Origin of the sequence: Micromonospora chokoriensis (assembly GCF_900091505.1) — a bacterium.
Lineage (GTDB): Bacteria > Actinomycetota > Actinomycetes > Mycobacteriales > Micromonosporaceae > Micromonospora > Micromonospora chokoriensis.
Genome location: NZ_LT607409.1, coordinates 5,398,619 through 5,423,587 on the forward strand (window position 1 = coordinate 5,398,619; position 24,969 = coordinate 5,423,587).

Below are 24,969 nucleotides of genomic sequence, written 5' to 3' on the forward strand. Positions count from 1 at the left end.
TGTGAGCGTGCGGGTCAGGCGATGCCGAACTTCTTGCCGAGGAGGTCGAACATCTCCTCGTCGGTGGCGTCGGCCAGGGCTTCGCCCGCGGTCTCCACCGGCTCGGCGCGCCCGTGCTTCCAGTCCGCGACGAGCGCCTGCATGCGGGTCATCAGCCGGACGTACGTGACGTCGTCCGGTTCGAGGCTGTCCAGGGCCGCCTCCAGGCGGTCCAGGTCGTCCAGCGCGGAGGTGTCCCCCGTCCCGCCGCACAGGCTGTCCAGGAAGGCGGCGAGCGTGGTGGGGTTCGGATAGTCGAAGACGAGCGTGACGGGCAGTCGCAGCCCGGTGGCGGCACCCAGGCGGTTGCGCAGTTCCACGGCGGTCACCGAGTCGAACCCGAGCTCCTGGAAGGCCTTCTTCGGTGGCACCTCGTCGGCGGAGGCGTAGCCGAGCACCGTGGCGACCTGCGTCCGTACCGTGTCGAGCAGGGCCTTGGCCCGCTCGGCCGGCGGCAGGCCCGCGAGGCGCGCGGCGGCGCTGTCGCCGGCACCGTCGGCGTCGCGGGCGATCGCCGCGAGCACCTGCTGCGCCTCCGGGATCGCGCTGACCAGAGGGCTGGGCCGGGTCGCGGTGACCGCGACGAAGAACCGCTCCCACCTGATGTCGGCGACGGTGAGGAACGGTTCGTCGTGCTCCACCGCCTGGCGCAGGGTGGTGATCGCCAGCTCGGGTGCCATTTCCGCGACGCCGTGCCGGGTCAGCAGCTCACCGAACTCGCCGTCGGCCATGCCGCCGCCACCCCAGGCGCCCCAGGCGATCGCCGTGCCGGGCAGGCCGAGCGAGCGACGGTGCTGCACCAGGGCGTCCAGGTAGGCGTTCGCGGGGGCGTAGTTGCCGACGCCGGAGCTGGCCACCGTGCCGGCGAACGAGGAGAACGTGACGAACGCGTCCAGGTCCAGGTCCCGGGTCAGCTCGTGCAGGTGGCGGGCGGAGTCCACCTTGGCGCGCAGGACGCCGTCGACGCGGTGGGTCTCCAGGGCGTCGATCACGCAGTCGTCGAGGACGGCGGCGCTGTGCACCACGGCGGTCAGCGGCGTCTCGGCGGGGATCGCGTCGATCAGCGCGGCCAGGGCGCTGCGGTCGGCGGCGTCGCAGGCGGCCACCGTGACCGTCGCGCCCAGCGCAATGAGGTCGTCGCGCAACGCCTCGGCGCCCGGTGCGTCCGGGCCGCGCCGGCTGACCAGCAGCAGGTGCTCGGCGCCGTGCGCGGCCAGCCACCGGGCCAGCTGGGAACCGAGACCGCCGGTGCCGCCCAGGACGAGAGTGGTGCCGCGCGGCTGCCAGCGGCGAGCGGGGCTGCGGTCGCCGACCGGGGCGCGCATCAGCCGCCGGCCGAGGAGGCCGGGCGTACGGATCGCGGCCTGGTCCTCGCCTGTCGCACCGGAGAGCAGGGCGCAGAGCAGGTTGCCGCCGCGCTCGTCGAGCGTCGCCGGTAGGTCCACCAGCCCGCCCCAGCGCTCCGGGTGTTCCAGGGCGGCCACCCGGCCGAAGCCCCAGAGCAGCGCCTGGGCCGGGTTGGCCAGGGGGTCGCCCGGTCCGGTGCCGATCGCGCCCCGCGACGCGCACCACAGTGGCGCGCCGATACCGAGGTCGCCGAGGGCCTGCACCAGGACGACGGTGGCGGCGAAACCGCGCGGGGTGGAGCGGTACCGGGCCAGGACCCGTTCGTCCAGGGCGAGCAGGGACAGCACACCGTCCGGACGGTCACAGTCGGCCGCGTCGAGGGCCAGGGTGAGCTGGGCGGCCAACGCGGTGCGGTGGACGTCGAACGGGTCGATCTCCACCGGCACCACCCGCGCGCCGCCGAGTCGCAGCGCCGAGCCGACCTCGGCCGGCAGCGGCGAGTCGATCCCGGCCGGTACGGCGACCAGCCAGGTGCCGGTGAGACGGGCCGGTCGGTCCGGGACGCGTACCCACTCGTCGCGGTAGCGCCAGCTGTCCAGCTTCGAGCCGGTCTGCCGCTGCTGCCGCCACGACGACAGGGCCGGGAGCAGGTCTCCCACCGCCGCCGGGTCGACGCCGATGGTCTCGGCGAGCACATTCGCGTCCTGCCGCGCGACGGCGTTCCAGAAGACCGCGTCGTCGGTGCCCGGGGCCACGACGGCGGGAGTCGGGGGCCGCTGGCCGCCCAGCCAGTACGGCCGGCCCTGGAACGCGAAGGTCGGCAACGGCACGGTACGCCCCTGCGGGTGGACCGTGGCGAAGTCGACCGCGGCACCGTGCACGTACGCGGAGGCCAGCGAGTGGGTGAACCGCCGGAGCCCGCCGTCGCCGCGCCGCAGCGTGCCCAGGACCACGGCGTCGCCGCCGGCGTCCTCGGCGAGGCCGGTGAGCCCGGCGATCAGCACCGGGTGCGGGCTGATCTCGACGATCAGGGCGTGACCGGCGTCCAGGGCGTGGTGCACGGCCAGGTCGAGGCGGACCGGGTTGCGCAGGTTGTCGTACCAGTAGGCGGCGGTCATCGCGGTGCCGTCGATCGGCGCGCCGGTGACCGTGGAGATGATCGGCACGGTGCCGGTGGTCGGGGTGATCCCGTCCAGGAGCCGGGCCAGCTCGGCCTCGATCGGTTCCACCTGGGCGCAGTGCGAGGCGTAGTCCACCTGCACCTGCCGGGCGCGGACACCGGCTGCCTGGGCGGCGGTCAGGAAGGCCGCGACGTCGGCGCCCGCGACGACCACACTGGACGGGCCGTTCACGGCCGCGACGGCGATCCCGTCGGTGAGCAGCGGTTCGACGGTGGCGAGCGGGGCGTTCACCGACACCATGCCGCCGGTGCCGGACAGGGCGAGCAGGGCGCGGCTGCGCAGGGCGACCACCTTGGCGGCGTCGGTCAGCGACAGCGCGCCGGCCACACAGGCGGCGGCGATCTCGCCCTGTGAGTGGCCGACGACAGCGCCGGGTCGTACGCCACGGGAGATCCAGGTCTCGGCGAGCGAGACCATCACCGCCCAGAGCGCGGGCTGCACCACGTCGACGCGGTCCAGGGCGGTCGGGTCGGTGCAGCGCAGCACGTCCAGCAGCGACCAGTCGACGTACGGGTCGAGGGCGGCGGCGCACTCGGCGATCCGGGCGGCGAAGACCGGCTCGGTGTCGAGCAGTTCGGTCGCCATGCCGAGCCACTGCGAGCCCTGGCCGGGGAAGACGAAGAGCGGTTTGCCGGTGAGCTGCCGGTCGGCGCGGGGTGCGCTGCCGTCGGGGAACTCGGCGAGGCTCGCCAGCATCTCGTCCCGGTCGGCGCCGACGACCACGGCACGGTGGTCGAAGGTGGCCCGGGTCGTCCACAGGGAGTGGCCGACGTCCGACGGCGTGAGCGAGGGGTGCCGCGTCAGGTGGTCGTGCAGGCGGCGGGCCTGCGCGACGAGGCCGGCCTCGGTGCGGGCCGAGATCGGCCAGGCGGCGACCGGGCCGCCGGTCGGGTCGGTGGTGTCGACGGGGGCCTCGGTCGGCGGCTGCTCCAGGATGATGTGCCCGTTGGTGCCGGAGACGCCGAACGACGACACCCCGGCCCGGCGCGGGTGCCCGGTCTGCGGCCACGGGATCGTCTCGGTGAGGACCTGGGCGGCACCCGTCGACCAGTCCACGTGTGAGGTGGGCGCGTCGACGTTGAGGGTCTTCGGCAGGATCCCGTGCTGGATGGAGAGGACCGCCTTGATCAGCCCGGCGATGCCGGCCGCCGACTGGGTGTGCCCGATGTTCGACTTGACCGAGGTGATCCAGAGCGGGTGCTCCGCCGGCCGGCCCCGGCCGTACGTCTCCAGCAGGGCCTGCGCCTCGATGGGGTCGCCGAGGGTGGTGCCGGTGCCGTGCGACTCGACGGTGTCGACCTGGTCCGGGGTGAGTCGCGCGTTGGCGAGCGCGGCCCTGATGACCCGCTCCTGGGCCGGCCCGTTGGGAGCGGTGAGGCCGTTGGAGGCACCGTCCTGGTTGGTCGCGCTGCCCCGCACGATCGCCAGGATCGGGTGGCCGTTGCGCTGCGCGTCGGAGAGCCGCTCGGCCATGATGATGCCGACGCCCTCTCCCCAGGCGGTGCCGTCGGCGGCTTCGGCGAACGGCTTGCAGCGCCCGTCCGCGGCCAGCCCTTTCTGCCTGCTGAACAGGATGAACGCGCCCGGCGCCGCCATGATCGTGACGCCGCCGACCAGGGCCAGGTCGCACTCGCGTGACCGCAGGGACTGGACGGCCCAGTGCATCGCGACGAGCGACGACGAGCAGGCCGTGTCCACGGTGACGGCCGGGCCTCCGAAGCCCAGGCTGTACGCGATCCGGCCGGACGCGACGCTGGTGGTGGTGCCGGTACCGAGGTACATGTCGACGCCCTCGGGGGCCTCGTGCAACGCGGTGCCGTAGTTCTGCTGGGTGATGCCGACGAACACCCCGGTCTGGCTGCCGCGCAGGCTCTGCGGGTTGACGCCGGCCCGTTCGATCGCCTCCCAGGACGCCTCCAGCAGCAGCCGTTGCTGCGGGTCCATGGCGAGCGCCTCGTGCGGGCTGATCCCGAAGAACGCGGCGTCGAAGTCCGCGGCGTCGTCCAGGAACGAGCCCTCCCGCACGTAGCTCTGGCCGGGTGCGTCAGCGTCCGGGCTGTAGAGCGACTCCAGGTCCCAGCCCCGGTCGGCGGGCAGGGGGCCGAGCGCGTCTCGCTCGCCGATGAGCATCTGCCAGAGGTCGTCCGGCCCGCGTACGCCTCCGGGGAACCGACAGCTCATCGAGACGATCGCGATCGGCTCCCGGTCGCGGTTCTCGGCCTCGTGCAACTGCTGTTTGGTCTCCTGAAGGGTGGTGGTGACCTTCTTGAGGAAATGGCGAAGCTTCTCGTCGTCTGCCATCACGACACTCCGAACTCTCGGGTGATGAACTCGAACATCTCGTCGTCGGTGGCCGACTCGAGGTCCTGCGTCACGTCCGCGGCGCCGGTGGGCTCCAGCCCGGCCAGCAGGTCACGCAGGCGGCTGGTCACCTGCTCGCGTACCGATCCGTCGCCGGGCAACGTGGCCACGGCGGCTTCGATCCGACTCAGCTCGGCCAGCAGCGGCTCGGCCGCCCCGGCCTCGTCCGGCACCACCTGCGCCCGCAGGTACGCGGCGAGCGAGTGCGCGTTCGGGTAGTCGAAGACGAGGGTGGCGCGCAGCCGCAGGCCGGTCGCGACGTTGAGCCGGTTGCGCAGCTCGACGGCGGTCAGCGAGTCGAAGCCGAGTTCCTTGAACGGCAGGGTCGGGTCCACGTCGTCGGGGCCCGGGTAGCCGAGGACGGCCGCGACGTTGGCGCGTACCACCTGGAGGACCAGCGCGTCGGCGTCCTCGTCGGCGAGGCCGGCGAGCCGCTGGGCGAGGCCCACGACCGACGGGCCGCCGGCCGGTTCGGTGACCGGCCGGGCCGCGCCTCGGACCAGGCCGCGCAGCAGCGCCGGCACGGTCTCCACCGGCTGGTGGCGTAGCCCGGCCAGGTCCAGGTCCGCCGGGACCAGCAGCGGTTCGTCGAGTACGCCTGCCGTGTCGAACAGGGCGAGCGCACGGGCGGTGGGCAGTCGGCGGACGCCGCCGCGTGCCACCCGGCGCAGGTCGGCGCCGTCCAGGTGCCCGGTCATGCCGCTGGCCTGCTCCCACAGGCCCCAGGCCAGCGACTCGGCGGGCAGGCCGAGCGCCCGCCGGTGCCGGGCCAGCTCGTCGAGAAACGCGTTGGCCGCCGCGTAGTTGCCCTGGCCCGCGCCGCCGAGGACGCCGGCCGCCGAGGAGAACAGCACGAACCGGGCGACCTTGCGGTCGGTGGTCAGCAGGTGCAGGTTCCATGCGGCGTCGGTCTTCGGTGCCAGCACGGCGTCGATGCGGTCCGGGGTCAGCGCGGTCACGACGCCGTCGTCCAGTGCGCCGGCCGCGTGCACCACGGTCAGTGGTTGGTCGGCGGGTATCCGGTCGAGGACCGCCGCGAGGGCGTCCCGGTCGGTGGCGTCGCAGGCCTCCACGACGACCTGGGCGCCCAGCTCGGTCAGGTCGGTGACCAGGGCGTCCACCCCGTCGGCGGCGGATCCGCGACGTCCGGTCAGCACCAGCCGCCGGGCTCCGTGCTCGGTGACCAGGTGTCGGGCGAGCAGGCCGCCGAGGGTGCCGGTGCCACCGGTGATCAGAACGGTGCCGTCCGGGTCGCCGCCGGCGATGTCGGCGCGCGGTTCCGGGGCGACCGGGACCGGTGCCAGGCGCGGGGCGAGCGGCCGACCGGCACGGACGACCACCTGCGGCTCACCGGAGGCGACCGCCGGGACGGCCACGGTCAGCGAGGTGGGATCGTCGTCGAGGTCGAGGAGGACGAAGCGGTCCGGGTTCTCCGCCTGCGCGGTGCGGATCAGGCCCCACGCGGCGGCTGCGGCCAGGTCACCGGCCGGGTCGCCGGTGTTCGCCGCGACCGCGCCCCGGGTGACGACGACCAGCCGCGACGCCCCGAACGCGGGTTCGGCGAGCCAGCGCTGCACCAGGTCGAGCGCGATGGTGGTGCGGCGTCGCGCGCCGATGCCGGGCTCGGCCGCCGCCTGCGGATCCGCTTCAAGCGTCACGAAGACCAGGTCGGGTACGACCGGGGCGTCCGCCAGCGCGGCCAGGTCCGGGTATCCGGTCCCGGCGACGCGGGTGAGCTGGTACGGGTCGACGCCGACGACAGCGGTGGCCGGTGCCGTCCCGGGCAGCACCGGGGTCCAGTCCAGCCGGTACAGCGACTCGTGGTCGCCGCCGCGCGCACTGGCCAGGCGGTCCGCCGACACCGGCCGCATGATCAGCGAGTCGATCTCGGCGACTGGGGCGCCGGTGCTGTCGGCGACGGTGAACGAGACGCCGACGGCGCCGGCCGGCTTGAGTCGGATCCGGAAGCTGGAGGAGCCGGTGGTGTGCAGGGAGATGCCACTCCACACGAACGGGAGGCGGCTGCGCTCGGCCGGTTCGCCGTCGCCCATCCGGGTCAGGAAGGTGTTCAGCGACATGGCCTGCAGGCCGGCGTCGAGCAGGGCCGGGTGCATGCCGTACGCGCCTGCGGCGGCCCGGCCCGACTCGGGCAGGGACAGCTCGGCGTAGACGTCGTCCTCGGTGACCCAGGCGGCGCGCAGGCCCTGGAACATCGGCCCGTAGTCGAACGCGGTCCGGCTGACGGCCTCGTAGAACTCGGAGAGGTCGACAGGTCGGGCCCCGGGTGGCGGCCAGGCGGTGAGGTCGGCCGGCCCGGTCGGGTCGGCGGCGGTGCTGATCGCGCCGGTGGCGTGGTGGATCCAGCCGGTGGCGTCCAACGGGTCTCCGGTCTCGCCCTCGTCGGAGCGGGAGCGGACGTTGATGGCGCGCCGGCCGTTGCCGTCCGGCGGGCCCACCCAGAGCTGTAGTTGGCGGGCGCCGCGTTCGGGGACGATCAGCGGGGTGAGCAGTGTCAGTTCTTCCAGCCGCCGGCATCCGGTCTGACCCGCGACGTGCAGGGCGAGTTCGACGAAGGCGGTGCCGGGCATGACGTTCGCGCCCATCACCTTGTGCTCGCCGAGCCAGGGGTGGGCCTCGACGGAGAGCAGGCCGGTGAAGAGGACCGCGTCGGAGTCGAGCAGGGGGATGGCGGCGCCGAGCATCGGGTGGCTCGCCGCGTCGAGGCCGGCGGTGGCGATGTCGGCGCTGATCGGGAGGTTGACCTCGTCGACCCAGAACCGCTGGTGTTGGAAGGGGTAGGTGGGCAGGTCGACGGTCCGGGTCGCCGGGATGACAGTGGTCCAGTCGACGGGCGCGCCCTGCACCCACGCCTCGGCGAGAGCCCGCACGATCTGAGCGGTGCCGCCCTCACCCCGGCGCAGCGTGCCCACCGTCGCGACGTCCACGGCGTCAGCGATCGCCCCGGTGAGCACCGGATGGGCGCTGACCTCCACGAAGATCCGATGCCCCGCCGCGTGGGCCGCCTCGACAGCCAGATCCAGACGCACCGGCTGACGCAGGTTGCGATACCAGTAGGCGGCGTCCATCACACCGCCGCCCTCCACGGTCGAGAACACCGGCACCGCACCGGGCAGGGGCTGCACACCATCCAGCAGCCGGGCCAACTCCGCCTCGACCGGCTCGACCAGAGCGCAGTGCGACGCGTAGTCCACCTTCACCCGCCTGGCCCGCACCCCCGCCACCTCGGCGGCGGCCAGGAACGCATCCAGGTCCGCACCGGCCACCACGACACTCGTCGGACCGTTGACCACCGCGACACTCACACCCTCGGTCAACAACGGGGTGACCACGTCCAAACCCGCACTGACCGACACCATCCCACCACTGCCGGACAAGGCCAGCAGCGCCTTGCTCCGCAGGGCCACGACCTTCGCCGCGTCACTCAACGACAACACCCCGGCCACACACGCCGCCGCGATCTCACCCTGCGAATGACCGATCACCGCATCCGGAGTGACGCCCTTGGCCTTCCACACCTCGGCCAACGCGACATGCACCGCCCACAACACCGGCTGCACCACATCCACCCGCTCCAACGGATCATCCGAGCGCAACACATCCAGGAGATTCCAGTCCACGAACGGCGCAAGCGCCGCCGCACACTCCGCGACCCTCGCCGCGAACACCGGCTCGGACTCCAACAACTCCGCAGCCATCCCCACCCACTGCGAACCCTGACCCGGGAACACGAACACCACACCGGACGAACGGGCCACACCGGACACCACCGCGCTCGACGGCATCCCGTCGGCCAACGCGGCCAGGCCGGGCCGGTGGTCCGGGCCGAGCACCACAGCCCGCTGGACGAACTCGGATCGGCTCAGCAGCGAGTGAGCGACCTCGGCCGGCTCCGACTCCACTGCGGCGAGTCGGCGGGCCTGGTCGGCGACGGCCGTGGCGGTACGCCCGGACAGCACCCACGGCACGTCCGGCGACACCACTGTCGGCTCGTCGGCCGGCGCGACCGGCGCCTCTTCGATGATCACATGGGCGTTGGTGCCGGAGACCCCGAAGGACGAGACGCCGGCCCGCCGTGGCCGCCCGTACGCCTCCCAGGGCCGCGCGTCGGTGAGCAGCTCGACCGCACCGGCCGACCAGTCCACCTCGGGGGTGGGCTCGTCCACGTGCAGGGTGCGCGGCATCGTCTCGTTGCGGATCGCCGCGACCATCTTGATGATCCCGGCGACACCGGCAGCGGCCTGCGCGTGCCCGATGTTCGACTTGATCGAGCCGAGCCGCAGCGGCCGGTCCGCCGGCCGACCCTGACCGTAGGTGGCGAGCAGCGCCTGCGCCTCGATCGGGTCGCCCAGCACGGTGCCGGTGCCGTGTGCCTCGACCACGTCGACGTCGGCGCTGCTCAGGCCCGCGTTGGCCAGGGCGGCCCGGATGACGCGTTGCTGCGAGGGGCCGTTCGGGGCGGTCAGGCCGTTGGAGGCCCCGTCCTGGTTGATCGCGCTGCCGCGGACCACGGCCAGGACGTGGTGGCCGTTGCGCCGCGCATCGGAGAGCCGTTCCACCACCAGGACGCCAGCGCCCTCGGCCCAACCGATCCCGTCGGCGGACCCGGCGAACGACTTGCACCGCCCGTCCGGGGCCAGTCCGCGCTGCTGGCTGAACGCGACGAACGCGGCCGGGGTCGCCATCACCATCACGCCACCGACCAGCGCGAGGGAGCACTCCCCCTGCCGCAGCGCCTGGGCTGCGAGGTGCAGCGCGACGAGCGACGACGAGCAGGCGGTGTCCACCGACAGCGACGGCCCTTCCAGGCCGAGCGCGTACGACACCCGCCCGGAGATGACGCTTGCGGTGGTGCTGGTCAGGCCGAAGCCGCCGACGCTGGACGGGTCACGCCCGAGGACGCCGCCGTAGTCCTGGCCGCTGGTGCCGGCGAACACGCCGGTCCGGCTGCCGCGCAGCGACACCGGGTCGATGCCGGCCCGCTCGATCGCCTCCCAGGACACCTCGAGGAGCACCCGCTGCTGCGGGTCCATGGCGACCGCCTCGCGGGGGCTGATCCCGAAGAACGCGGCGTCGAAGTCGGTGGCGTCGTCGAGGAAGCCGCCCTCACGCACGTAGAAGCCGCCCGGTCGGTCCGCCTCCGGGTCGTACAGGCCGGCGATGTCCCAGCCCCGGTCCTCCGGGACGCCGGTGATGCCGTCGGTGCCCAGGTCGACCAGCTGCCACAGGTCCTCCGGTGTCCGCACGCCGCCGGGGTAGCGGCAGGCCATGCCGACGATGGCGATCGGCTCGTCGGCGGCGACCGGCGCGGCCTCGGTGCTCGCCGCCGTCGGCGCCTCGATGCCGCCCAGCTGCTCGTGCAGATATCCGGCGAGGGCCTGCGGGGTCGGGTAGTCGAAGATGAGAGTGGCCGGCAGGCGTAGCCCGGTCGCGCCGCCCAACTGGTTGCGGATCTCCACGGCGGTGAGCGAGTCGACGCCGAGTTCGGAGAGGGGCTGCTGCGGCGGGACGGCCGCCGGACCCGAGTGGCCCAGGACGGCTGCCGCCTGTCCGCGTACGAGATCGAGCAGTGCCCGCTCCCGGTCCGCCTCGGCGAGGGCGGCGAGGTGGGTGAGGAACGCGTTGCCGGCGCGGGTCCTGGCACCCGGCTTGCCACCCGGCACCCGGACCAGCCCGCGCAGCAGCGCCGGTACGCCGCCCTGGGCGCCCTGCGCCCGCAGCGTGGCGAAGTCCAGCCGGGCCGGCGCGACCACCGGTACCGGCGCGGCGATCGCCCGGTCGAAGAGCGCGAGCGCGTCGGCGGACGGCATGGAGATGATGCCGCCGCGCGCGATGCGGGAGAAGTGGGTGTCGTCGAGGTGCTCCGACATGCCGCTGCGGGCGTCCCAGAGGCCCCAGACGAGGGACACCCCGGGCAGCCCGGACGCCCGTCGGTGCTGGGCGAGCGCGTCCAGGTAGGCGTTCGCCGCCGCGTAGTTGCCCTGACCGCCACCGCCGAGGGTCGCGGCGAGCGAGGAGAACAGGACGAACGCGCTGAGGTCCGCGTCCCGGGTCAGGTCGTGCAGGTGGTGGGCGGCGTCGACCTTGGGTCGCAGCACCGCGCCGACGCGGCCGGGGGTGAGCGCGCTGACCACGCCGTCGTCGGAGACCCCGGCGGCGTGCACCACGGCGGTCAGCGGGTGCTCGGCGGGCACCGAGGCGAGCAGCGCGGCGACCGCGGCGCGGTCGGCGGTGTCGCAGGCGGCCAGGGTCACCGCCGCGCCCAGTGTGGTCAGTTCGGCGCAGAGTTCGGCGCTGCCCTCGGCGGCGCTGCCCCGGCGGCTGGTGAGCAGCAGGTGCCGCACGCCGTGCCGGGTGACCAGGTGGCGGGCGAGCAGGCCGCCCAGGGTGCCGGTGGCGCCGGTGATCAGGACGGTGCCGTCCGGGTCGAGCGGGGGGTTCGGCTCCCGGGGCGGGGCGAGCCGGGCCAGCCGGGGGACCCGTACCGTGCCGCGGCGTACGGCGACCTGCGGTTCGCCGGAGGTGACCGCCTCGATGAGGCGGCCCGCGCTGGCCGGGTGTCCGTCCAGGTCGGCCAGGACGAACCGGTCCGGGTTCTCCGACTGGGCCGAGCGGAGCAGGCCCCAGACCGGGGCGGCGGACAGGTCAGTCACGTCCTCGTCCGGGCCGGTGGCGATCGCCTGGCGGGTGACCACCACCAGTCGGGCCCCGTCGAAGGCCGGATCGTCCAGCCAGTGCTGCGCGGTGACCAGCGCGGCGACGGTGGTGGCGTGGGTGGACTCCGGGTCGGAGTCCGCTGCGGAGCAGCCGGCCAGGACCAGGTCCGGGCGGTCCGCGCCACCGGCCAGTGCGACGCCGAGGGCCGCGAGGTCCGGGTAGCGGTCCGCGTCGAGGTCGGCGAGTTCGGGAAGGTCGTCGCCGAGGATCGCGATCCGTCCGGTGTCGACGCCGGTGGTCGTGACGGTCGGCCAGTCGACGTGGAAGAGGGTGTCGTCGGGGGTGGCGAGCTGGTCGGCGGAGATGGGCCGCAGCGTGAGCATCCGCACCTCGGCGACCGGCGCGCCGGTGGCGTCCGCGACGGCGACGCTCACGTCGGCGTTCTCCGCGATCCGGACGCGGACCCGCAGGTCGGTGGCGCCGGCCGCGTGCAGCGCGACGTCGTTCCAGGCGAACGGCAGCCGGTTGCCCTGCTCGGTGGTCCGGGCCGGTAGCAGCCCGGTGGCGTGCATGGCCGCGTCGAGCAGCGCCGGGTGCAGGCCGAAGTCCGCCGCGTCGGTGCCGCTGCCGTCCGGGATGCGCACCTCGGCGTACGCGTACTCGCCGGCCACCCAGGCGCGCTGAAGTGCCTGGAACGCGGGCCCGTAGGTGAAGCCCTGCGCGGCGAGCCGGTCGTAGAAGCCGGTCAGGTCGGCGGGGCGGGCGTCGGCCGGCGGCCAGGTGGTGAAGTCCCGCCAGTCCGTGGTGGACGCCTCGACGGTCTGGACCACGCCGACGGCGTGGCAGGTCCACGGCGTGTCCGGGTCGGTGGAGTCGACAGCTCGGGAGTGGATGGTGACGGCGCGGGAGCCGTCGTCCTCGGCCGGGCCCACCGACACCTGCAGTTCGGTGTCGCCGCGCTCGGGCAGCACCAGTGGCGCCTGGAGGGTGAGTTCGCGCAGGTGGCCGGTGCCGACCTGTTCGCCGGCGCGCAGTGCGAGCTCCACGAAGCCGGTGCCGGGCACCAGCACGGTGCCCTGCACGGCGTGGTCAGCGAGCCAGGAGTGCCGCTCCAGGCTGAGCCGGCCGGTGTAGAGGAAGCCGCCGCCGTCGGCCAGCGCGACGGCCGCGCCGAGCAGCGGGTGCCCCGCCGGGCGGACGCCCACGTTGGTCAGGTCGCCGGTCCACCGGCGGGAGGTGTCCGGCCAGTACCGCTCGTGCTGGAAGGCGTACGTGGGCAGGTGCACAGGGCGTCCGGCGGGGAGCACGGCACGCCAGTCCGGCGACACCCCGTCCACGTGCAGGCGGCCGAGCGCGGCGAGCAGCGCCTCGGGTTCGGGGCGGTCCTTGCGCAGCGTGGGGACTGCCACCTGGTCACCGGTCAGGCATTCGTCGGCCAGGGCGGTCAGGACACCGCCGGGGCCGATCTCCACCAGTGTGGTGACGCCGGCGTCGACCAGGGCGGCGATGCCGTCGGCGAAGCGGACCGCGTCGCGGACGTGGCGCACCCAGTAGGCGGCGTCCAGCCGCTCGTCGAGCCGGCCGGTGACGTTGGAGACGATCGGGATCTGTGGCTCGTGGTAGGTGACGCTCTCCGCGACCCGGCGGAAGTCGTCGAGCATCGGCTCCATCAGCGCCGAATGGAATGCGTGACTGACCGTGAGCCGCTTGGCCCTGCCGAAGGTCGCGGCGACCGCCTCGACGGCCTGCTGTTCGCCGGAGAGCACGACCGAGCGCGGGCCGTTGACCGCCGCGATCGAGACGCCGTCGGTCAGCAGCGGCAGCACCTCGGCCTCGGTGGCCCGCACCGCGACCATCACCCCGCCGGCGGGCAACGCCTGCATCAGGGTGCCGCGCGCGGCGACCAGTGTCGCCGCGTCCGCGAGGGACAGCACACCGGCGACGTGCGCGGCGGCCAGCTCGCCGATCGAGTGGCCGATCAGGTGGTCGGGGACGATCCCCCAGGACTCGACCAGCCGGTACAACGCCACCTCGACCGCGAACAGACCGGCCTGGGTGTAGGCGGTCTGGTCCAGCAGGCCGTCCGGGTTCTCCGCGATCACCTGGCGCAACGGCTGCTCCAGGTGCGGCTGAAGCGCGTCGCAGACCTCGTCGAACGCGGCGGCGAAGACGGGGTACGTGGCGGCGAGGTCGCTGCCCATGCCGGCGCGTTGGGAACCCTGGCCGGAGAAGAGGAACGCGGTACGCGCGGGCTGCCGCTGCCCGGTGAGCACTCCGGTGTCGAGGCGCCCCTCCGCCAGCGCCGCGAGCCGGTGCACCAGGTCGGCGCGGTCACCGGGCAGGATCACGGCCCGGTGGTCGAACGTGCTGCGGTCGGCGGTCAGGGCGTACGCCACATCACGCAGGTCGACCCGGTCGTCGCCGGCCACCCGGGCGAGCAGCTTCGCCGCCTGCGCCCGCAACGCCCGCTCGGTACGCCCGGACAGCAGCCACGGTCCGTCCGGTGCGGCGGTGGCCTCCGGTGCGGTGTCGTCGGCGAGCACCGGGGCCTGTTCGAGGACCACGTGCACGTTGGTGCCGCTGACCCCGAACGAGGAGACCGCGGACCGGCGCGGCGCGTCGGTCCGGGGCCACGGCTGTCGGCTGGTGAGCAGTTCGACGGCGCCCTCGGACCAGTCGACCTGCGGGGTCGGCTCGTCCACGTGCAGGGTCTGCGGCAGGACTCCGGCGCGCATCGCGAGGACCATCTTGATGATCCCGGCGACGCCCGCTGCGGCCTGGGTGTGGCCGAGGTTGGACTTGATCGAGCCGAGCCACAGGGGGCGCTGCGGGTCGCGGTCCTGCCCGTACGTGGCGATGAGGGCCTGCGCCTCGATCGGGTCGCCGAGGCTGGTGCCGGTGCCGTGCGCCTCGACCGTGTCGATCTGGTTCGGGGTGAGGCCGGCGTTGGCCAGCGCCCGTTGGATGACGCGCTGCTGGGCCGGGCCGTTCGGGGCGCTGAGACCGTTGGACGCGCCGTCCTGGTTGACCGCCGAGCCGCGGATCACGGCGAGGACCTGGTGACCGTTGCGCTGCGCGTCGCTGAGCCGTTCCAGGACCAGCACACCGGCGCCCTCCGCCCAGCCGGTGCCGTCGGCCGCGGCGGCGAACGCCTTGCACCGCCCGTCGCCGGACAGACCGCCCTGGCGGGAGAACTCGAGGAACGCGCCCGGGGTGGCCATCACCGTGGCGCCGCCGGCGAGCGCGAGCCCGCATTCCTGCTGGCGCAGGGCCTGCGCGGCGAGGTGCAACGCCACCAGCGACGAGGAGCACGCGGTGTCGACGGTGACGGCGGGGCCCTCCAGCCCCAGGCAGTAGGAGATCCGGCCGGAGACGACGGCCGCCGCGTTGCCGGTGAGCAGGTGCCCCTCCAGCCCAACGGATGCGCCCAGCAGCAGCGTGCCGTAGTCCTGGCCGGCGGTGCCGGCGAAGACGCCGGTCTGGCTGCCCTTGAGCGTGACCGGGTCGATCCCGGCCTGCTCCAGGGCCTCCCAGGTGACCTCCAGCAGCATCCGCTGCTGCGGGTCCATCGCGGTGGCCTCGCGTGGCGAGATGCCGAAGAAGGCGGCGTCGAAGTCGGCCGCGTCGTAGACGAAGCCGGCCTGGCGGGCGTCGGAGGTGCCCGCCGCGCCGGTGCCGTCACCGAACAGGGCGTCCAGGTCCCAACCCCGGTCGTCCGGGAACTCGGCCATCGCGTCGCGGCCGTCGAGCAGCAGTTGCCACAGGTCCTCGGGGGTACGCACGTCGCCGGGGAAGCGGCAGCCCATGCCGATGATGGCGATCGGCTCCTGCTCTCCCGCCTCGACCTCGCGCAGCCGTTGCCGCGTCTGGTGCAGGTCGGCGGTGACCCGCTTCAGGTAGTCGAGGAGCTTGTCTTCAGTCAGCATCGCTTGCCAACCCCTCCGGATGCGCGCAGCGTTCGGTGTCAGGACACCGAGAGTTGCGTGTCGATGAAGTCGAAGATCTCGTCGGCGCTGGCCGACTGGAGCTTCTCGGTGACGGTGTCGCCGGTGTGTTCGGTGGTGCCGTGCACGTCGGCCAGGAGCGCCTGCAGTCGGGCGGTGAGCTGGGCCCGCGCGCCCTTGTCGAGGGTGCGTCCGGAGATCAGACCGGCGAGCCGGTCCACTTCGGCCAGCAGCGGCAGCTCGGTGTCCGAGTCACCGACGATCCGGCCGACCAGGTGGGTGGTGAGGGCCCGGGCGGTGGGGTGGTCGAAGGCCAGGGTCGCCGGCAGCTTCACCCCGGTCGCCACGCTGATCTGGTTGCGGAGCTGCACCGCCGTCAGCGAGTCGAATCCGAGTTCCTTGAACGCCCGGTCCGGCTCGACGGCGGCGCTGTCCGGGTGACCGAGCACCGAGGCCGCCTGGGCGCGGACCAGGTCGAGCAGGACGGCGTCCCGCTCGGCCGGGTCGAGCCCGTCGACGCGACGCAGCCACGGCGCGGTGGACGGGTCTCCGGTGCCGGCGGCCAGCGCGGCGCGTACCGCGGGCAGATCGCTGACCAGACGGGGTGGTCCGGCCGGGTGCTGCGCGGCGAAGCGGTCCCAGCCGATGTCGGCCAGCACGATCCGGGTGTCGCCGTGGTCGAGGGCCTGCCCCAGCGCGGTCAGGGCGGACGAGGTGGGCAACGGGGTGATCGCGGGGTCCGCGCCGCCGGCCTCGCTGCCCGCCCAGTCGCCCCAGGCGACCGAGGTGGCGGGCAGACCCGCGGCGAACCGCCGGGCGGCCAGGGCGTCGAGGTACGCGTTCGTGGCGGCGTACGCGCCCTGCCCGGTGCTGCCGAGCGTCCCCGCGAGCGCCGAGAACAGCACGAACGCGGTCAGGTCGTGATCGCGGGTCAGCTCGTGCAGGTGCCGGGCGCCGGTTGCCCGGCCGGCGGCGACGGCAGCCAGCCGGTCCCCGGTGAGCCCGGTGAGCAGACCGGAGTCGCGGGTTCCGGCGAGGTGGAACACGGCGGTCAGGTCGTCGATGCCGTCGACCAGCGCGCGCAGGGCGTCGCGGTCGGCGACGTCGCAGGCGGCGATGGTCACCCGGGCGCCGAGCTGTTCCAACTCGGTACGCAGGTCGTCCGCACCGGTGGCGTCCGGACCACGACGGCTGGCGAGCACCAGGTGCTCCGCGCCGCGTCCGGCCAGCCAGCGCGCCACGTCGGCGCCGATCGCGCCGGTGCCGCCGGTGACCAGCGTGGTGCCGGTGGGCGACCAGCCGGCCGTCGGCGTCGTGCCGGTGGCCGGGGCCGGCCGCAGGCGGCGGGCGACCGCGCCGGCGGACCGGATCGCCACCTGGTTCTCGCCGGTCGCACCCGGCTCGCCGCGCAGGGTGACGGCGAGCCGGGTTCCGGCCACCGGGTCGAGAGTGTCGGGCAGATCGATCAGCCCGCCGAAGCGCTGCGGGTCCTCGGCCTCGAGCACGGGTCCAAGGCCCCAGAGCATCGCCTGGGCCGGGTGCGGCACGTCCTCGCCGGGGGCGACGGCAACCGCCCCACGGGTGACGCACCACAGCTTCGCCGGGGAACCGATGTCGCCGAGCGTCTGCAGCAGCGTCAGCGTGGCGGTCGTCCCGGTGGTGATCTGCGGGTTCTCTCGATCCGGACGGTGGTCGAGCGCGAGCAGCGACAGGACACCGGCGATCGGGATGTCGATGTCGGAGAGCCGGTTCAGGAGCCCGGCCAGCTCGCTGCGCTCGGTGGTGGCCGGTGCGATCTCCAGGACCTCGGCGCCGTGGTCGCGCAGGGCGGCGGCGCAGTCGGTGGCGATCCGGTGCTGGTCGGTGGTGTCGGGTACGACGAGCAGCCAGGTGCCGTCGAGCCGGGGCGGGGTGCCGGCGTCCGGGATCGGGGTCCAGTCGACGGTGTAGCGCCAGGTGTCGGTGGTGCCCCTCTCCCGGCGGGTACGCCGCCAGGTGGCGAGCGCGGGCAGCAGGTCCCCGCCGTCGCCGGTGATGCCCAGCGGGGTCAGGTCGCCGTCCTCGACGGCCTGCCAGAACTGGCTGTCGACCGGGTCGGAGGCGGCCATCGCCCCGCCACCGGTGGGCCAGTAGCGCTGGTGCTGGAACGGGTAGGTGGGCAGGTCGACGACCCGGGTGACCGGGATGACGGTGCTCCAGTCGACCGGTGCGCCGCGTACCCAGGCCTCGGCCAGGGCCCGTACGACCTGGTCGGTGCCGCCCGCGTCGCGGCGCAGGGTGCCGACGGTGGCCGCGTCGACGGTGTCGGCGATCGCGCCGGTGAGCACCGGGTGGGCGCTGACCTCGACGAAGATCCGGTGCCCGGCGGCGTACGCGGCCTCGACGGCCTGGTCCAGGCGTACCGGCTGGCGCAGGTTGCGGTACCAGTAGGCGGCGTCCATGGCACCGCCGTCCTCCACTGTGGAGAAGATCGGCACCGCGCCGGGCAGCGGCTGCACACCGTCGAGCAGGCCTGCCAGTTCGGCCTCGACCGGCTCGACGAGCGCGCAGTGCGAGGCGTAGTCCACCTTGACCCGCCTGGCCCGTACGCCGGCCGCCTCCGCGCCGGCCAGGAACGCGTCCAGGTCGGCGGGGGCGCCGGCGACGACCACGCTGGTCGGGCCGTTGACGGCGGCGACCGTCACACCGTCGGTGAGCAGCGGGGTGACCACGTCCAGACCGGCGTTGACCGAGACCATGCCACCGGTGCCGGCGACCGCCAGCAGGGCCCTGCTGCGCAGCGCGACCACCTTGGCGGCGTCGGCGAGGGTGAGGACACCGGCGACGCAGGCCGCGGCGATCTCGCCCTGCGAGTGGCCGATCACCGCGTCCGGGGTCACGCCCCTGGCCCGCCACACCTCGGCCAACGCGACGTGCACCGCCCACAACACCGGCTGCACGACGTCGACCCGCTCCAGCGGGTCGTCGGAGCGCAGCACGTCCAGCAGGTTCCACTCCACGAACGGCGCGAGCGCCGCCGCGCACTCGGCGATCCGGGCGGCGAACACCGGTTCGGCGTCGAGCAGCCCGACCGCCATGCCGACCCACTGCGAGCCCTGGCCGGGGAAGACGAAGACGACAGGCGCGTCGGGGTACGCCGAACCGGTGATCACCGAACTCGACGGCAGACCGTCGACGAGCGCGTTCAGGCCGGTGCGGTGCTCCGGGCCGAGGACCACGGCCCGCTGGCCGAACGCCGAGCGGGTAGCGGACAGCGAGTGGGCCACCTCGCCGGCCGGGGCGTCCAGCGCGGCGAGCTGCCGTGCCTGGTCGGCGACGGCCGTGCCGGTGCGCCCGGCCAGCAGCCACGGCACGTCCGGCGTCGCCGCGGCGACCTCGTCGGCGACGACCGCCGGCGCCTCCTCGATGATCACGTGGGCGTTGGTGCCGGAGACCCCGAACGACGAGACACCGGCCCGGCGCGGGCGCTCCCCCGCACGCCAGGACCGCGGCTCGGTGAGCAGCTCCACCGCGCCGTCGGACCAGTCCACCTGCGGGGTCGGTTCGTCCACGTGCAGTGTGCGGGGCAGGGTCTCGTGCCGCAGCGCCTCGACCATCTTGATGATGCCGGCGACCCCGGCGGCGGCCTGGGTGTGCCCGATGTTGGACTTGACCGACCCGAGCCACAACGGCTGGTCGGTGGGACGGTCCTGACCGTAGGTGGCGAGCAGCGCCTGCGCCTCGATCGGGTCGCCGAGTCGGGTGCCGGTGCCGTGCGCCTCCACCACGTCGACATCGGCGGCGGACAATCCGGAATTGGCCAGAGCGGCCCGGATGACGCGTTGTTGGGAAGGCCCGTTCGGCGCGGTCAGACCATTCGATGCGCCGTCCTGGTTGACAGCGGAACCGCGTACCACGGCGAGGACGCGGTGACCGTTTCGGCGGGCGTCGGAGAGCCTCTCCACGAGCAGCATTCCGACGCCCTCGGAGAATCCGGTGCCGTCGGCCGCCCCGGCGAAGGCCTTACAGCGGCCGTCCTCGGCCAGGCCCCGCTGCCGGGAGAAACCGACGAACAGCGACGGGGTGGCCATCACCGTCACGCCACCGGCCAGCGCGAGGTCGCACTCGCCGTTGCGCAGGGCCTGCGCCGCCAGGTGCAGCGCCACCAGGGACGACGAGCAGGCCGTGTCGACGGTGACCGCGGGCCCCTCCAGACCCAGCACGTAGGACACCCGGCCGGACAGGACCGCCCCGGCGTTGCCGGTGGCCAGATATCCCTCCAGACCGTCCGAGGCGCCGAACAGCACGGCGGAGTAGTCGGAACCGTTGGTGCCGGCGAAGACGCCCGTACGCGAACCGGCGAGGCCCGCCGGGTCGATTCCGGCGCGCTCGACGGCCTCCCAGGAGGCTTCCAACAACAACCGCTGCTGAGGATCCATCGCTAATGCCTCACGCGGATTGACACCAAAGAATTCGGCATCGAACTCACCTACGTCGTAGAGAAACCCGCCGGTCCGGGTGTATGTGGTCCCAGCGTTGTCGGGATCGGGATCGAACAACACCCCTAAATCCCAGCCCCGATCCGCAGGGAAGACACCCATGCCGTCACCGTCGGTGGCGACCAGCCGCCACAGGTCCTCCGGGGAGCCGATGCCACCCGGGTAGCGGCAGCTCATACCGACGATGGCGATCGGCTCGTCCGCCGCCACGGCGGTCGTCGGGGCCGCGGCGGCCGGTCCGGTGTCGGCGTCCACGAGCTGCTCGCGCAGACGGGCGCTGAGGGCGTGCGGCGACGGGTGGTCGAAGACCATGGTGGCCGGCAGGCGCAGACCGGTGGCGCGGGCCAACCGGTTGCGCAGCTCGACGCCGGTGACCGAGTCGAAGCCGAGTTCCTGGAAGGTGCGGCGCGGTTCGACCGCCTCCGGCGACGGGTAGCTGAGCACCGCGGCCACCTGGGCGCGGACCAGGTCGAGCAACGTACGCCGCTGGTCCGCCTCGGACTGGCCGGCGAGCTGCCGGGCGTAGGTGTTGGCGGGTGTCGCGGTCGGGTCGCCGGCCCCGGTCGTCGAGGTGCGCGAGCGCAGCTCCCGCACCTCGGGCACCGCGTCGAGCAGCGGGGCCGCCCGGGTGGCGGTGAAGGCGACGAAGTACCGGTCCCAGGCGATGTCGGCGATGGCCAGGTACGTCTCGTCGTGGTCGACGGCGCCGCGCAGCGCCTCGATGGCGAGGGCCGGCGCCATGCCGGGCATGCCGTGCCGGTCCAGCAGGTCACCGAAGCGACCGTCGGCCAGCCCGCCACCGTCCCAGGCGCCCCAGGCCACCGAGAGGGCGTGCCGTCCGGCCGCCCGGCGTTGCTGGGCGAGCGCGTCGAGGTAGGCGTTCGCGGGGGCGTAGTTGCCCACGCCGGAGCTGGCCAGGGTGCCGGCCACCGACGAGCAGAGCATGAAGACGGACAGGTCCAGGTCGCGGGTCAGCTCGTCCAGGTTGGCCGCCGCGGTCATCTTGGCGTGCAGGGCCCGGGACATCCGGTCGACGTCGAGGGCGTCGACGACGGTGTCGTCGATCGCGGCGGCGGTGTGCACCACGGCGGTCAACGGGTGCGCGGCGGGCACGTCGGCGAGGACGGCGGCCAGCGCGTCCCGGTCTCCGGCGTCGCAGGCCGCCACGGAGACCGTGCTGCCCAGCGCGGTCAGTTCGGCGGCGAGGTCGGCGGCCCCCGGGGCGTCCGGTCCGCGACGGCTGAGCAGCAGCAGGTGCCCGACTCCGGAGCGGGCCAGCCAGCGGGCGATGTGGCCGCCGAGCGCGCCGGTGCCGCCGGTGATGAGGACGGTGCCCTCGGGGTTCCAGCGGCGGGTCGGGGCGGTCCCCGCGAGCGGCGCGCGGACCAGCCGGCGGCCGAAGACGCCGCTGCTGCGCAGTGCCACCTGGTCCTCGCCGGTGGCGCCGGAGAGGACCGTGGCGAGCAGGCCACAGGTGCGCTCGTCCAGCTCGCCGGGCAGGTCGACGAGCCCACCCCACCGGTCCGGGTGCTCCAGCGCGGCGACCCGCCCGAAGCCCCAGACCAACGCCTGGGCCGGGTTGGTGACCGGGTCGGTACGACCGACCGACACCGCGCCCGAGGTGGCGCACCACAGCGGCGCACCGAGGTCGGCGATCCCGAGCGCCTGGGTGAGCGCGACGGTGGCGGCGAAACCGGCCGGCACGTCCGGGTGCTCCGGCAGCTGCTGCTCGTCCAGGGCGAGCAGGGACAGGACGCCGCCGGGCTGGGCACCGCGCAAAGTGTCAGCCAGCGAGTCCCGGTCGGCGGTGCGGGTGTCGACCTCGACGGCGATCACCCCGGCGGCGTGCCGGCCGAGGGTGTCGAGGGCGGCGGTGACAGGGGCGTCGCCGCGTCGCCCGGCCGGGACCAGAACCAGCCAGGTGCCGGCGGGGGTGCCGTTCGCGCCGCCCGGGTGCGGACGCCACGCGATGTGGTACCGCCACGAGTCGACAGTCGCCTGGTCGCGACTACCCCGGTGCCACGAGGTGAGGCTGGGCAGGATCGGCTCGACCACCTCGTCGGCGACGCCGAGGGTGGCGGTGAGCGCGCCCACGTCGGCCCGGTCCACAGCCGACCAGAAGCCCGCTTCGGCCGGGGTGCCACCGCCGGTGCCGGTGCCCGGGTCGGCCGCGCCGAACTCCACCTCCAACCAGTAGCGCTGGTGCTGGAACGGGTAGGTGGGCAGGGCGACGGTACGCGCGCCGGGGAACACCGCCGACCAGTCCAGCCGGACGCCGTGCACGTGCGCCTCGGCCAGTGACCGGGTGAAGCGGGCCAGCCCACCCTCGTCGCGGCGCAGGCTGCCGATGACGGCGGCCTCGTCCGCGCCGCCGAGCAGTTCGGTGAGCCCGCCGGTCAGCACGGGGTGCGGGCTGCACTCCACGAAGACGTGGTGCCCGTCGGCCCGCAGGCGTTCCACCGTCTCCGCGAAGAGGACCTGTTGGCGCAGGTTGCGGAACCAGTAGTCGCCGTCCAGTGTGCTGGTGTCGAGCGGCTCGCCGGTGACTGTGGAGTAGAACGGGATGTCCGCTGGGCCGGGGCTGAGCCCGTCCAGGGCGGTCAGTACGGCGTCGCGGATGCGCTCCACGTGCGCGGAGTGCGACGCGTAGTCCACGTTGATGCGTCGGGCCCGTACGCCGTCGCGCTCGCACTCGGCCAGCAGCTCGTCCAGGGCGTCCGCGTCGCCGGCCACCACCACCGAGGCGGGTCCGTTGACGGCGGCGACACTGATCCGCCCGGGATAGGTCTCCAGCCGTCGGCGTACCGCGTCGGCGGGTGCCGCGACCGAGACCATGCCGCCCAGCCCGGACAACGCCGACAGGGCCTGGCTGCGCAGCGCGACGACCTTCGCGCCGTCCTGCACTGACAGCGCTCCGGCGACCACGGCGGCGGCGATCTCACCCTGGGAGTGGCCGACGACCGCCGCCGGGACGACACCGTACGAGCGCCACAGCTCGGCGAGGGAGACCATGACCGCCCAGAGCGCGGGCTGCACCACGTCGACCCGCTTCAGCACCTCCGGGTCGGTGGAGCGCAGCACGTCGAGCAGGGACCATTCGGTGTACGGCCGCAGGGCCGCCGCGCACTGCTCGATCCGGGCGGCGAACACCGGCGCGGTCTCCATCAGCTCGGCTGCCATACCGACCCACTGGGAGCCCTGACCGGGGAACACGAGCACCGCACCGCTGGCCGCACCACGGCAGGCGTATGCGTCGGCGGCGCCCGGCCCCTGCGCGGCGAGCGTGTCCAGGCGCGCACGCAGGCCGGCCAGGTCCCGGCCGACCAGCACGGCCCGGTGTTCCAGGGCCGCCCGGGTGGTGGCCAGGGAGAAGCCCACGTCGGCGGGCTCGACGGATCCCTCGACGTCCAGGTGGGCGGCGAGCCGGCGGGCCTGCTCCCGCATCGCCGCCTCGGTACGCCCGGACAGCACCCACGGCAGCACCCCGCCGGCCGGCGCCGGGGTCACCGGCTCGGACGACGGGGCCGGGGCCTCCTCCAGGATCACGTGCGCGTTGGTGCCGCTGACCCCGAACGCCGACACGCCGCCACGACGGGGCAGCCCGGTGTCCGGCCAGGGCAGGCGTTCGGTGGCCAGCGCGACGGTGCCGGCCGACCAGTCGACCTGGTCGGTGGGCTCGTCGACGTGCAGGGTGGGCGGGACCACCCCGTGCTGGATGGCCAGTGCCATCTTCATGATGCCGGCGATGCCGGAGGCGGCCTGGGTGTGGCCGATGTTCGACTTGACCGAGCCGATCAGCAGCGGCCGTTCGGCGGCCCGCTGCTTGCCGTACGTGGCGATCAGGGCCTGCGCCTCGATCGGGTCGCCGAGGGTGGTGCCGGTGCCGTGGGTCTCGACCACGTCGACCTGGGCGGCGGTCAGCTTCGCGTCGGTGAGCGCCTGGCGGATCATGCGCTGTTGGGCCGGGCCGTTCGGGGCGGTCAGGCCGTTCGACGCGCCGTCCTGGTTGAGGGCGCTGCCGCGGACCACGGCGATGATCGGGTGGCCCAGGCGCTGCGCGTCGGAGAGCCGCTCCAGGAGCACCAGGCCGACGCCCTCGGCCCAGCCGGTGCCGTCGGCGGACGCGGCGAACGCCTTGCAGCGGCCGTCGCGGGCCAGGCCACGCTGCCGGCTGAACTCGACGAACGGGGTCGGCGTCGACATGATCGCGACACCGCCGGCGAGGGCCAGGGAACACTCGTCGCGGCGCAGCGACTGCGCCGCCAGGTGGACGGCGACCAGCGACGACGAACAGGCGGTGTCGATGGTGACGGCCGGCCCCTCCAACCCGAGGGAGTACGCGATCCGCCCGGACACCACGCTCGTCGAGCTGCCGGTCAGCAGCTGCCCCTCGATGGCGTCCGGCGCGCTCATCAGCACCCGGGCGCTGTAGTCCTGCATGGTGACGCCGGCGTAGACACCGGTGCTGGTGCCGCGCAGCGACAGCGGGTCGATGCCGGCGCGTTCGAAGGTCTCCCACGCCGATTCGAGCAGCAGTCGCTGCTGCGGGTCCATGGTGAGGGCCTCGCGCGGCGAGATCCCGAAGAACGCGGCGTCGAACTCGCCGACCGCGTCGATGAACCCGCCGTGCTTGGTGTACGTGGTGCCCCGGTGTTCCGGGTCGGGGTCGTAGAGCTCCTCGACGTTCCAGCCCCGGTCGGCCGGGAACTCGGTGATGCCGTCCCGACCGTCGGCGAGCATCCGCCACAGCTCTTCCGGGCTGTTCACACCGCCCGGGAAGCGGCAGCTCATCGCGACGATCGCGATCGGCTCCTGGTCGCGTGACTCGACGGCCTGCAGCTGACGCTTGGTGCGCCGCAGATCAGCGGTGACCTTCTTGAGGTAGTCGAGAAGCTGCTGCTCATCGGCCATCGTTCGGCCCTCCCCTAGGACGGAAGTGGTGGA

3 protein-coding genes and 1 pseudogene are annotated in these 24,969 nt (G+C 74.1%); all 4 read right to left on the reverse strand.

All coding sequences use genetic code 11. From position 1 onward, the window contains the following. Nucleotides 1–14 precede the first annotated feature (14 nt). On the reverse strand, nt 15–4,868 hold the full coding sequence (locus tag GA0070612_RS24725; protein WP_088990093.1) for a type I polyketide synthase: 4,854 nt from the start codon (nt 4,866–4,868) through the stop codon (nt 15–17). Beyond that, a complete protein-coding gene (locus GA0070612_RS24730) occupies nt 4,868–15,571 on the reverse strand; it encodes an SDR family NAD(P)-dependent oxidoreductase (protein ID WP_456299246.1) in 10,704 nt (3,567 codons plus the stop codon). Before GA0070612_RS24730 ends, GA0070612_RS24725 begins: the two co-directional genes overlap by 1 nt. Continuing rightward, the gene (locus GA0070612_RS24735) at nt 15,568–24,816 is read right to left on the reverse strand and encodes a type I polyketide synthase (protein ID WP_408630583.1); all 9,249 of its coding nucleotides are present in this window, start codon (nt 24,814–24,816) and stop codon (nt 15,568–15,570) included. The genes GA0070612_RS24730 and GA0070612_RS24735 overlap by 4 nt, the downstream gene beginning before the upstream one ends. A gap of 69 nt (nt 24,817–24,885) precedes the next feature. Beyond that, nucleotides 24,886–24,936, reverse strand: a pseudogene (locus tag GA0070612_RS33085) (polyketide synthase docking domain-containing protein); the annotation flags it as partial. Between the last annotated feature and the right edge of the window lie 33 nt (nt 24,937–24,969).